At 52.2% G+C, this 11,467-nt stretch carries 8 protein-coding genes and 1 tRNA gene; 3 read left to right on the forward strand and 6 right to left on the reverse strand.

The genetic code is table 11. From position 1 onward, the window contains the following. Positions 1–24: 24 nt before the first annotated feature. The 5 genes from BGL48_RS14225 to BGL48_RS14245 form a co-directional block, all read right to left on the reverse strand. The gene (locus BGL48_RS14225) at positions 25–993 is read right to left on the reverse strand and encodes a PstS family phosphate ABC transporter substrate-binding protein (protein ID WP_069363275.1); all 969 of its coding nucleotides are present in this window, start codon (positions 991–993) and stop codon (positions 25–27) included. Next, positions 987–2,282 (reverse strand): phosphate regulon sensor histidine kinase PhoR, encoded by a 1,296-nt coding sequence (gene phoR, locus BGL48_RS14230; protein WP_069363276.1) that lies wholly within the window; start codon positions 2,280–2,282, stop codon positions 987–989. The genes BGL48_RS14225 and phoR overlap by 7 nt, the downstream gene beginning before the upstream one ends. 38 nt (positions 2,283–2,320) lie before the next feature. Next, positions 2,321–3,010 carry a phosphate regulon transcriptional regulator PhoB gene (gene phoB / locus BGL48_RS14235; RefSeq protein WP_069363277.1) on the reverse strand — a complete coding sequence of 230 codons (690 nt, stop codon included), beginning with the start codon at positions 3,008–3,010 and terminating at the stop codon, positions 2,321–2,323. Between the two features lie 107 nt (positions 3,011–3,117). Next, entirely contained in the window at positions 3,118–6,885 is a 3,768-nt protein-coding gene (locus BGL48_RS14240; protein ID WP_069363278.1) for an AAA family ATPase, read from the reverse strand. A gap of 3 nt (positions 6,886–6,888) precedes the next feature. Beyond that, the gene (locus tag BGL48_RS14245) at positions 6,889–8,244 is read right to left on the reverse strand and encodes an exonuclease SbcCD subunit D C-terminal domain-containing protein (RefSeq protein WP_083238617.1); all 1,356 of its coding nucleotides are present in this window, start codon (positions 8,242–8,244) and stop codon (positions 6,889–6,891) included. A 40-nt stretch (positions 8,245–8,284) separates the two neighbouring features. On the opposite strand from BGL48_RS14245, the gene rdgC reads away from it, so the two are divergent. The 3 genes from rdgC to BGL48_RS14260 all read left to right on the forward strand — a co-directional run bounded on the left by rdgC (position 8,285) and on the right by BGL48_RS14260 (position 10,919). Continuing rightward, entirely contained in the window at positions 8,285–9,193 is a 909-nt protein-coding gene (rdgC, locus tag BGL48_RS14250) for a recombination-associated protein RdgC (protein WP_176719676.1), read from the forward strand. A gap of 123 nt (positions 9,194–9,316) precedes the next feature. Then, complete coding sequence (yegQ, locus tag BGL48_RS14255; RefSeq protein WP_069363280.1) at positions 9,317–10,663, forward strand: tRNA 5-hydroxyuridine modification protein YegQ; 1,347 nt, start codon at positions 9,317–9,319, stop codon at positions 10,661–10,663. A gap of 1 nt (position 10,664) precedes the next feature. Then, a complete protein-coding gene (locus BGL48_RS14260) occupies positions 10,665–10,919 on the forward strand; it encodes a YfhL family 4Fe-4S dicluster ferredoxin (RefSeq protein WP_069363281.1) in 255 nt (84 codons plus the stop codon). A gap of 361 nt (positions 10,920–11,280) precedes the next feature. On the opposite strand, the gene BGL48_RS14265 is transcribed toward BGL48_RS14260, so the two are convergent. Beyond that, positions 11,281–11,357: transfer RNA gene (locus BGL48_RS14265), tRNA-Asp, on the reverse strand. Positions 11,358–11,467: the final 110 nt, after the last annotated feature.

An 11,467-nucleotide genomic window follows, 5' to 3' on the forward strand; every position in this document is an offset into this window, starting at 1 on the left:
CCTCACAAGCCGATTATCTCGCAGCTAGTCTTTTAGCGATGCATCCAGCCCTAGTGCTTGTCTTTGCGCGCGCACCGCTTGAGCCGGCAAGGGAATATAGCCTTGCTGGCTCACCGCCTTCTGCCCTTGCGCCGACAAAATATAACGCATAAATGCCGATTCAAGGGGCGCCAGTGGCTGATTGGGGGCTTTATTGATGTACAAATATAAATAACGGGTAAGGGGGTACTCACCCGTTCGAATCGCTGAAGGGGTGGGCTTTATCGCCGCTTTTCCCTGGTGTGAAATCGCCAACATGCGCGCGCCAGAGGCCTGATGACCAATTCCTGCATACCCGATAGCATTCAGCGAAGAGGCCACCGACTGCACCACTGACGCCGAGCCAGGCTGCTCATTCACATCGGCACGAAAATCCCCACGGCACAACGCGGCTTGCTTAAAATAACCATAGGTACCGGATACCGAGTTGCGGCCGAATAATTGTAAATCTCGGTTGGCCCAACGGCCTGATAAGCCCAATTGCCCCCAGGTTGCCACCGGCTGACTCGCCCCACACCAAAGCGTGCGAGAAAATACCGCATCCAGCTGTTGAAAGCTGATGGCGCGTAAAGGGTTATCTTGGTGGACATAGACGGCCATCGCATCCACCGCAACGGGGACCGCGGTAGGAGGATAGCCAAAACGTGCTTGAAACGCATTTTCTTCACTGACCCGCATCGGACGACTCATGGGGCCAAGTTGGGCTGTCCCTTCCACCAGCGCGGGGGCGGCGGAGGCAGAGCCTGGCGTTTGTAGCTGTATATTCACTCCGGGATGCAACCGTTTGAATCCTTCCGTCCAAGCGGCCATCATATTGGCTAGGGTATCTGATCCCACTGAGCTCAAGTTACCGGATATACCACTGCTACGTTGATAATCAGGCAGGGTGTCAGCATGACTAAGGCTCGCCACACTCAATAGCAGGCAGGCTGTGGCCAAAAACCGCTTTAACATGCTAATCGCTCCGGTAAGGTAAAGGAGAACGTGCTCCCTACCCCGAGTTCACTTTGAATATCTAATTCCGCATCGTGATGACTGAGCGCATGTTTTACAATCGCCAGTCCTAAGCCACTGCCACCCGTTTCACGGGAGCGGGCTTTATCTACCCGATAAAAACGCTCGGTTAACCGATCCAGATGTTGCGGCGCGATACCCTCGCCACTGTCCTGTACTTCCAAGCGTGGGCCTTTGCTTGCGCGATACCAACGCACAGTGATCCCAGCTTTGGGCGGAGTATGCTTTACTGCGTTATAAACTAGGTTGGAAATCGCGCTGCGTAATTGGTCGTCATTGCCTTTTACTTTAAGGCTGGTATCAACTTCAAACGTGAGTACATGCTCACTATCACCACTTAAGGCTTGAGCTTCTTTTTGTAGCACATCAAGCATGGCGGGCACATCGACAAGATGATCCAACTCAGGCTTGGCCGCCGCTTCAATTTTAGACAGGGTCAAAAGCTGTTCTACCAGTGACTCCATCCGGGACAATTGCTCGGTCATCACCCCATGTGCTTTCGGCCACATGGGACCGACGACCATCTCTGGATCTTCCGTCATTTCTAAGTAGCCACGTAACACCGTCATCGGCGTGCGTAGCTCATGTGAAACATTGGCGAAAAAGTTGCGGCGCATCCCTTCCAGTTGCTTCAACTGAGTGATATCACGCACCACCATCAAATATTCGCCTTCCGCATAGGGCATGGTCCGGAACTCAAGTGTGCGCGCGCTATTAAGGTGAGAGCGCATCTCAAGCGGCACATCGTAGTTGGCATCAGCTATATAGCTGACGAATTCAGGGGCGCGGATAAGGTTACTGATATGCTGACCATTATCATCAGGCATACGCAAGCCAAGCAGCTCTTGGGCTAATTTGTTACACCAGACAATGGCACCGTCACGCTCAAACACCACCACCGCATCCGGTAAAGACTCTGCCCCGTTGCGAAAGCGACGAATCAGATTCGCCAGCTCCTTACGGCGACGACGATTACGCTTTTGTAAGCGATAAATCCCATTAAACAAAGGCTCCCAGGAGCCAGTGCCTGAGGGTGGCATCAGGCTTTTGTCTTTCCAAAGCCAATCGGACAGCTTGACCTGCTGATGCAGGTGCCAAAGCAGCATGGCAACGGTAGCGCCAAGCAATAGCCAAGGTAGGCCACCAAACAGCCAGCCTATAATAAACCAAGGTAAATAAAAAAAAGCCAGCTCCCAGGCTAGCTTCTTCCAAGACAGTCGTTCGACCATTGCGTCTCCATGCAGCCTACACCTGATGTAGGCCGGATTTAACTACGTGTTGAAAAGCGGTATCCAGCGCCGCGTACCGTTTGTACCAATTTAGCGTGCCCACCGGCTTCTAGCACTTTGCGCAAACGACGAATATGCACATCGACCGTTCTGTCTTCAACATAGACATTGGTGCCCCACACGTTATTGAGTAGCTGCTCGCGGCTATATACACGCTCTTGATGGGTCATGAAAAAGTGCAACAGCTTAAACTCGGTCGGCCCCATGTCTAGCGGCTCATCATTGGCGGTCACTCGGTGCGAGACAGGGTCAAGTTTCAACCCTTGTACTTCAATAACATCATCCAAGGTTGTTGGTGACACGCGGCGCATCACCGCTTTTAATCGCGCCACCAGCTCTTTTGGCGAGAAAGGCTTGGTGATGTAGTCATCGGCGCCTACTTCCAGGCCTCGCACTTTGTCTTCTTCTTCGCCCCGTGCGGTTAGCATCACCACGGGGATTTGTCGGGTTAGCTCTTCCCGCTTTAAGTGCTTAATCAGGTTAAGCCCCGACCCGCCAGGTAACATCCAATCCATCAGGATCATTTCTGGGTAAGGCTCGCAAATTTGCGCCAGTGCCGAGTCGTAGTCCTCTGCCTCAACCGTTTGATAGCCTTTTTGTTCAAGTACAAAACAAAGCATCTCGCGAATGGGGGCTTCGTCTTCAACAACGAGAATCCGTCTAACCATGATAATTACCTAGTGTTATCATTGAACTGGCGCCATTATGTGGATTTATTATGACATTTTTGTGACCCAGCGCGAGCTATTTTCCCCTTGTGTCAACAGGCTGTGACCTAGCCAACACCTTGCTGTGTCACCATGACTCTGCTTGCGCCGCCACCTTGGCTATCTACCTGCACTTGCGCACCAATCCGTTCAACCAGCGTATTAACATGCGAGATCACGCCTATTTGTCGGCCATCGGCTTGCAGAGTATCCAGACAGGCGAGCGCCATTTCTAAGCTTTCAGGGTCTAAGGTGCCAAAGCCCTCATCAATAAACAATGAGCCAAGCTGGCGGGTATCTGCCGCCAAAGAGGCCAGTGCCAGCGCCAGCGAAAGCGAGACTAAAAAACTCTCTCCGCCAGACAGTGATTCGACACTGCGCACCTCATCACCCATATCATGATCGACCACCTGTAACGCCAGCAAGCTATCCGGTACCGTTTGCAATGCATAACGTGGTGACAATGACGTCAAGTGCTCATTGGCAATCTCGACCAACTGGGACAAGGTTAACGACTGGGCTAGATTACGGAATTTCGCCCCGCTAGCAGAGCCAATCAGATCCGCCAGTTTTAGCCATTGCTCGGTTTGCTGCCGCTGTGCCTCGATTTTTTCAGTCAGGGAACCGGCTTGGTGTTTGGCTTTTTCCGACTCCGTCAATTGATGGCGGAGGGTGAATAGCCGCTGCTCGTTTTCTTCAAGTGCTTGTTGCCAGCTCGCTTGCTGCGCGCTAAGTGATGCCTCATCCTCCGCGAGTTGCTGCGTCGCTAGCCAAGCACTTGCATCAGCGATGGCCTGCTGACAATGACTAAGCTGTTGCTGACGCTCATCAAGGCGTGTTTTTGCTTCTTGATAACGCGCCTCAACGTCGCTGATAGCCTGTCGCTCATTGGCTCGCCATGCCTCACTGTAAGAAAGTGCGGTAATTAAATCATACTGATGAACACCAAGCTCCGGCTGCCATTGGATCCAACGTCTAACACTTGCGCGGTAGCGCTGGTCCGCCTCACGCTGCTGGGTATCGAGAGTTTGCTGGCGCGCCTGTACGCCCGCGCGCTTTTCACTGGCCTGCGTATACGCCTGCTCAGCGTGGTTACGTTGCGCCCGTTGTCCGTCGATGGCAGCTTTATATTCTCGCTCCAACGCCTCTAAATCTGATTGCGGGATCAGTGCTTGGCGCGCGACACTTTGTTGTTGATGCTCTTGCGCCAACACGACCAATTGCGCTTGCCGTGCTTGAATATCTTCCGACAAGCTCTGACACTGCTGCGAGAGCGTGGCCAGTTCGGTCTCTCTTTGTTGTTTTTGCTCAGCAAGCGCCGCTTTTTCATCTTGCAGCGCCTGGTAGGCCTGAATTTTTTGCTCCATCTGGCGGATATAATGCGCCGCCCCCACCTGTTGCAGGCTCGCCAGCCATTGCCCAGCACCTAACTGCTGATCCAACGATTGGCTGACGCGCGTGAGTTGCGCGTGTTGCTGTTGCCATTGCTCATCAATCGCGTTGAGTCGTGTCTCACACTCAGTCAGTGACTGATCAAGTTGATGACGTCGAGCCACTCGCTGCTCACGTGCATGTTGGAGTTCCGCGATGGCCGTATCCATTTGTTGCACGTGCGCAAGCTGTTGTTGGCGCTCCGTCATCGCTTGATAACAGGTTTGATACTCGGCATAGGTTTGTTGCGCCTGTGCGTCAATCTCGCTGAGGATGTCACTGAGTGGACGTGATAAGTCGATGGCTTCATCCAGCTCAGCGATCGCGGCATACACCTCTCGTTTGCATTGTTGTCGCTCAGCCTGCCAAACCGCTCCCTGCTCTTTTAACTCGGCACACGCGTGCTGGCTTTGCTGGTGCTGTTTCTGCCAATAATAGTATTCGGCATTGTGCTGGTTATACGAGGCTTGCAGGGCGTCTACACGCGCCTGCTGCTGGGCGATCATGCCTTCAATCGCCGGGGCATGGTGCAAATAAGGATGTTCGGTGGCCCCGCAGAGCGGACAAGGATCCCCCTCGTGTAAGGTTTGGCGAAGATCATCAAGCTCGACCACCGCCATCGCCTGTTGGAGGCTATTTTGTGCTTCTTCGACCTGAGCCTGCTCACGGGTCAGCGTGTCTTTCAAATGGGCTAAATGGGCTTGGCTGTCCGCAAACAATGCTTGGTGTTTTTCCAGCTCCGTTTGATTATGCTGACAGCGCTCTTGCCAATACTGCCAGTTTTTCCCCTCTGTGAGCACCGCTTCTTGCTGCTGCTTTTGCGTGTGCAGTTTGCTGTACCGCGCCTGGTCCGCGTCTTGATTTGCCTGCAACGCCTCGGGCTCCAGCGCTTGTCGCTTGGCTTTCAGCTGCGCACTACTGTCATCCACTTGGGCAATGTCTTTGTCTAACTTGTCACGTTGCGGCTGCCAATGTTGCTGCTGATGATAACGGGCTTGATACTCTTCTTGCAGCGCCGAGAGTGTATCTTGGCAATCGAGGTACTGGCGCAGGTTATCGAACACCGGCTGATAGTGCTCCGCCACATGCGAGAAGTCACCATATCGCGAGATTTCTTGCTCTAACGCCTTCTCGCGACGTTGCTGTTGCTCGGCTTGTTCGCGCGCATGGACGAGTGACTGGTGAGCATGACGATACTTTTGCTGCTGCTCATTCAACGCCACGTTTTGATCGTGCATTTGCCGCTCAATGCCGGACAATTGCGTATCGATTTGCTGCGCCTCACGCACTTTAGGCTCAATATCCGCCCAATATTGCTCGGCCTCAGCCAATGCTCGGTTGGCGGCGCGCCAGCGTTCGGCTTCTTGTTCATATGCTTGCGCAATCTCGCGCTCTTCGCGTGCGAGTTGATGGCTTTCGAGTGTGAGCGCTTGGCGTTGCCACTGGCTGGTTTGCACCGCTTGCCAGTCGTCGCGCGCCACTTGCACTCGCTCTATCTCATCCAACGCCTCTCGCCGCGCGGCAATGCCTTCTCGCGCTTCACTCGCTTCATCGAGCGCCTGCTGAGCCGTCTCGACACCCTGCTGCGCTTGGGCAAGGTGCGTGTGTTGTTGGCGGTAGTCGTTGAGTTTTCTCAGCTGAGTTTGTAAATCGTGAATGTGCTGCTGGCATTGCGCCTGATCTTGGTGCAGTTGCTGTTCTTCATCATCCGTGAGTAACTGAATATCGCCCAACTGTTGGGTCAGTTGATCCAGTGCTTGCTTTTCATCGCGGGCCCGCTCGTGTGCCATTTGCGACAGTCGGCTATATATCTCAGTGCCTGTCATCCGTTCAAGCAAGGCCGCTCTATCATCAGCAGACGCTTTTAAGAAAGCGGCAAAATCCCCTTGCGGCAACATCACCGCACGGCGGAACTGTTCATAACTGAGACCAACGAGACGCTCTATTTCACTGAGTACTTCCTGTTTTTTACCGGCAATACGTTGGCCTGTGGCGAGGTTCTCCAACCAATGCTCGCTCGCCTGTATGCGGCCATCCGCCTTGCCCCGCGCCCGGCGTACCGACCAGTGTGCGCGCCAACGGCTGCCGTCATAGGCGACAAAATCAACCTCTGCGTATCCCTCACCTTTGCCACGCGATAAGATACTACGCACATCATTGGCTTTAACCCGAGTGGCCGGGTCACCTAAGCCAATATCCGCATCATGCTTTTTATTGGACTGAAAGCGCGGGATCTTGTCGTAAAGCGCCAAGCAAATCGCATCCAAAAGCGTCGACTTTCCCGCGCCCGTCTTGCCTGTGATCGCAAATAAGCCACTGTCACCCAGTGGTCCTTGTGAAAAGTCCAATACAAACGGATGTTGAATGCTGGCCAAATTCTCGCCACGTAATGCCAGGATTTTCATCGTTTATTGATCCTCGTCCTGTTCCAGTTGCTCCAATAACTGAGAAAACGTTGCTGATAACGCCGTATCCGGTTCACCTTGATACTTTTGCTGCCAGCCATGACGCAGTACCTGATAAGGCTCAACCTCAGATAACCGTTGTTGCCGAAAGCCACTTTTTTGTGGTTGTTCTCGATAATGAGGGGTAATTTTGGCAAGCCGTACGGGTTTACTCTCTAGCGCGGCTAAGATCTTTTCTCTTAACATCGGCTGGGGTTTATCCAATAAAACAGGGATATCAAGCAAAGGCTGCTGCGACAGCGGTAAAGGCTCAAGCGTGAGCCTCGCCAAGGCGTCGAGTACCGTCTCCAGCGGTGCGGGCTGTTCCGGCACTCGCCATAAATCAACCGCACGCGGCACATAATGTGGCACCACACTTTGTAGCTGGTTGTCATCAAGGGTCACGGCTAATACTTGGTGCCGATAGTGACGCTCTGATAACGATAGCGGAATAGGCGAGCCGCAGTAACGGATCCGGGATTGTTTCGCCACTTGCTGGGCTAAGTGCAAATGCCCGAGTGCGACATAAGCAATATCCTCACTGAAAATATCTGCCGGCAACGCATGCTGATTCCCCCCCAGAATGCGTCGCTCTGACATCTCTGATAACTCGCCACTGGCCATATACACATGGCCCATTGCTATCAATGCCTGATCAGCGCACGCATTCTCGCGCCCCGCTTGCTCGGTTTGCTGATAAATAGCTCGTACTCCCTCAATAAGCCGATCGTCGTTTTCATCAAGCCCTTCTGTGCGTAAATCACCACTTCGCAAAAAAGGCACTGCCAAAACCCAAGCCGCGACCTCGCCTGACTTATCGGTAATTGGCACTCGCATACGTTCCGTATCTAGAGCGCCATCGCCATCTCTCGCGATGGCGCCAATTAAGTGTAAATCAAAGGCTTTGAGTAGCTCGTGTGGGGCGTCGAGTTTGCTAGGTGAGTCATGATTCCCGCCAGTGATCACTACATTTAAGTCTGGCAGTGCTTTGGCAATGTCAGCTAAAAATCGATACAGCATCCGCCAAGCACTGGCGGGTGGGTTAGCACTGTCAAACACATCTCCCGCCACTAATAAGGCGTCGGCTTGCTCATCGATGAGACATTGCTTAAGCCAATCGAGAAAAGCTTGATGTTCATATTGGCGATCATAACCATGCAGCTGATGACCAAGGTGCCAATCGGAGGTATGAATGATTTTTAACACAACTGAGGTAATCCATTCGTTGAGGAAGTTAGGCAAGTTTGTCTCGCTGAAGTCGCGAGCAGGGTTAAATTCTACGCTAATTGCAGCGACATTCGAGAGTGAATGCAATACCATGTTGCCTTTCTCACAACAGGATGGATAAAGCCTCGCCATGATTTGGTTTAAGAATTTACTCGTCTATCGTCTTACCCGTGATATTCCTCTCGATCCAACCCAATTGGAAAGCCAGCTCAAGGAGTTCGACTTTACCCCTTGTGGCAGCCAAGACATGCAAAAATTTGGCTGGGACAATGCACTGGGTAAGCATGGCGATATGCTCACGCATGTCAGCGGTAACAATATCCTGATCCGCGCTCGCAAAGAAGAAAAGTTGCTCCCCGCCTCGGTGATCAAAGACGCCTTGGAAGAGAAAGTCGACGCCATGGAGCAAGCCCAAGGGCAACGCCTGAAAAAGCGCGAGAAAGATAGCCTAAAAGACGATGTGGTCATGGAGCTCTTGCCACGTGCCTTCACGCGCCAAAGCCAGATGTGTGCCTTGATCATGGCCGATAAAGGCCTGGTATTAGTTGATGCAGCCAGCATCAAAAAAGGCGAAGAGTTGCTCGCGCTATTACGAAAATCCATCGGCAGCTTACCCGTCGTGCCGGTTGAAACCGAGACCCCAGCAGAACACGCGATGACCGAATGGGTGAAGCAAGGCCAAGCGCCGCAAGGCTTTCACCTCGGTGATGAGGCAGAACTGAAAGCGCTACTCGAAGAAGGTGGGGTGATAAAATGCAAACAGCAAGATCTCACCAGTGACGAAATTCAGGCGCACTTGGAGGCAGACAAACAAGTCACCAAGTTATCCATGGACTGGCAAGAGCAAATCGACTTCGTATTAGGCGATGATTTGAGCCTGAAGCGCCTGAAATTTTCTGAAGAGATCCGCGATCAAAACACTGACATCGACCGAGAAGATGTTGCCGCCCGCCTTGATGCTGACTTATCGCTGATGTGCGGCGAGCTCGACACGTTATTAGAAGGCTTATTCACGGCTTTAGGCGGTTTAAAAACCGACTAACTAATCCCTACAAAGATTAGGTAAATTCGGCTGGTAGTGTGGGCAATGTCACAGTAAAATGGCGCCCACACTCACCTTCAACGTGAAGGTGCCTGACTTATACTCAGACTCAAGCTTGGAATTATGTTTACGCCAGAATTACTCTCTCCCGCCGGTAGCCTAAAGAATATGCGCTATGCGTTCGCCTACGGGGCCGACGCCGTGTATGCCGGTCAGCCACGCTACAGCCTGCGTGTGCGCAACAATGAATTCAACCACGAGAACCTGAAAATCGGCATCGATGAAGCCCACGCACAGGGTAAGAAATTCTACGTGGTTTGTAATATTCAGCCGCACAACGCCAAGCTCAAAACCTTTATTCGCGATCTCAAACCGATTATCGATATGGGCCCTGATGCGCTGATCATGTCGGATCCTGGGCTTATCATGATGGTGCGTGAGCACTTCCCTGATATGGCAATCCACCTTTCCGTGCAAGCCAATGCGATTAACTGGGCGACCGTCAAGTTTTGGCAGCAGCAAGGGATCGAGCGTGTGATCTTATCGCGTGAGCTATCACTGGAAGAGATCGAAGACATCCGCCAACACTGCACTGAAATGGAGCTTGAGGTGTTTGTTCACGGCGCGCTATGCATGGCGTATTCTGGTCGTTGCTTGCTGTCAGGCTATATCAATAAGCGCGATCCAAACCAAGGTACCTGCACCAATGCCTGCCGTTGGGACTATAAAGTCCATAAAGGCAAAGAAGACGATGCAGGCCAAGTCGTACAAGTTCAAGAGGTGACGCCAACTCTGGGTAAGGGCGAACCGGTTGATGATGTGGTATTGCTCGAAGAAGGCGGACGCCCAGGTGAGTTGATGGCCGCTTATGAAGATGAGCACGGCACCTACATCATGAACTCAAAAGACTTACGCGCCATTCAGCACGTTGAGCGCTTGACCCAAATGGGCGTGCACTCGCTAAAAATCGAAGGTCGCACTAAGTCTTTCTATTACTGCGCACGCACAGCACAGGTGTATCGCCAAGCAATTGATGATGCCGTGGCCGGTAAACCGTTCGATGAGAGCCTGATGAATACCCTCGAGAACCTTGCACATCGGGGCTATACTGAAGGCTTTTTGCGTCGTCATACCCACGATAGCTACCAAAACTATGACTACGGCTATTCAATTTCTGAACAGCAGCAATTTGTCGGCGAATTCACTGGCAAGCGCCGTGGCGATCTGGCTGAAGTGGAAGTGAAAAACAAATTTATGCTCGGTGACAGCCTTGAGCTGATGACGCCACGCGGCAATGTGCATTTCACCTTAGAGGCGATGGAAAACCGAAAATCAGAAGCGATCGACGATGCCAAAGGCAGCGGCCATTTCGTGTTTATTCCCGTGCCCGCTGATATGGATCTAGAGTACGCGCTACTGATGCGTAACCTACAATCAGGCCAGGATACGCGTAACCCATCGGGTAAGTAATATGGCACTACTCATCACCGATAAATGCATAAACTGCGATATGTGTGAGCCCGAGTGTCCTAACGGGGCTATCTCGATGGGGTCCGAAATCTTTGAGATCGAACCAGATTTATGCACCGAGTGTAAAGGCCATTACGAAAAACCGACGTGTCAGTCAGTTTGCCCGATCTCCAAGTGCATTATCACCGATCCCGATAATGTCGAGACCGAGGATCAGCTCCTAGAAAAATTTGTGGTCATCCAAGGGATGGCCTAAACCACTAAAAGCGCCGCGAGGCGCTTTTTTTATGTCTGTATCAATCTAATCTACAACAGAGAACTAACGCTAAGCGCTTAACAGTAATACATGGCAGTCTCAAATGAAGGGGTTGCGTTGAGGCGCTCAGGCTCACACATATCGCAATTGGTACCCTAGGGTTCTGCTTTTAACATAAGCAGGCTATTTACTCCGAGCCTAAACGCAAAAAACCCCAGCTTTTCAGCTAGGGTTTCTAAGTAGTGGTGGAGGTCCGGGGTTGCGGACAATGGGCAGTCCACCCTGCGGGACTCATTCGCCCTGCGGGCGAACCTAGCCAATAACAAAAAACCCTACTAAAATTAGCAGGGTTTCTAAGTAGTGGCGGAGTGGACGGGACTCGAACCCGCGACCCCCGGCGTGACAGGCCGGTATTCTAACCAACTGAACTACCACTCCGCACCAATTCTGTCTCATCAAAGTCTTACATATCATTGCTTTGATGATTAAATTGCGAGCTATGCGTAGGGAGTTTTGAAGCGAGAAGCACAGTGTATGCCAATACATGA

The organism is Salinivibrio sp. SS3 (genome assembly GCF_001722105.1).
GTDB classification, from domain to species: domain Bacteria; phylum Pseudomonadota; class Gammaproteobacteria; order Enterobacterales; family Vibrionaceae; genus Salinivibrio; species Salinivibrio kushneri.

Excerpts from the sequence above, each read along its gene's own strand:
- BGL48_RS14225 (WP_069363275.1), bottom strand. The coding sequence starts at position 993 with ATGTTAAAGCGGTTTTTGGCCACAGCCTGCCTGCTATTGAGTGTGGCG.
- phoR (WP_069363276.1), bottom strand. The coding sequence starts at position 2,282 with ATGGTCGAACGACTGTCTTGGAAGAAGCTAGCCTGGGAGCTGGCTTTT.
- phoB (WP_069363277.1), bottom strand. The coding sequence starts at position 3,010 with ATGGTTAGACGGATTCTCGTTGTTGAAGACGAAGCCCCCATTCGCGAG.
- BGL48_RS14240 (WP_069363278.1), bottom strand. The coding sequence starts at position 6,885 with ATGAAAATCCTGGCATTACGTGGCGAGAATTTGGCCAGCATTCAACAT.
- BGL48_RS14245 (WP_083238617.1), bottom strand. The coding sequence starts at position 8,244 with ATGGTATTGCATTCACTCTCGAATGTCGCTGCAATTAGCGTAGAATTT.
- yegQ (WP_069363280.1), top strand. The coding sequence starts at position 9,317 with ATGTTTACGCCAGAATTACTCTCTCCCGCCGGTAGCCTAAAGAATATG.
- BGL48_RS14260 (WP_069363281.1), top strand. The coding sequence starts at position 10,665 with ATGGCACTACTCATCACCGATAAATGCATAAACTGCGATATGTGTGAG.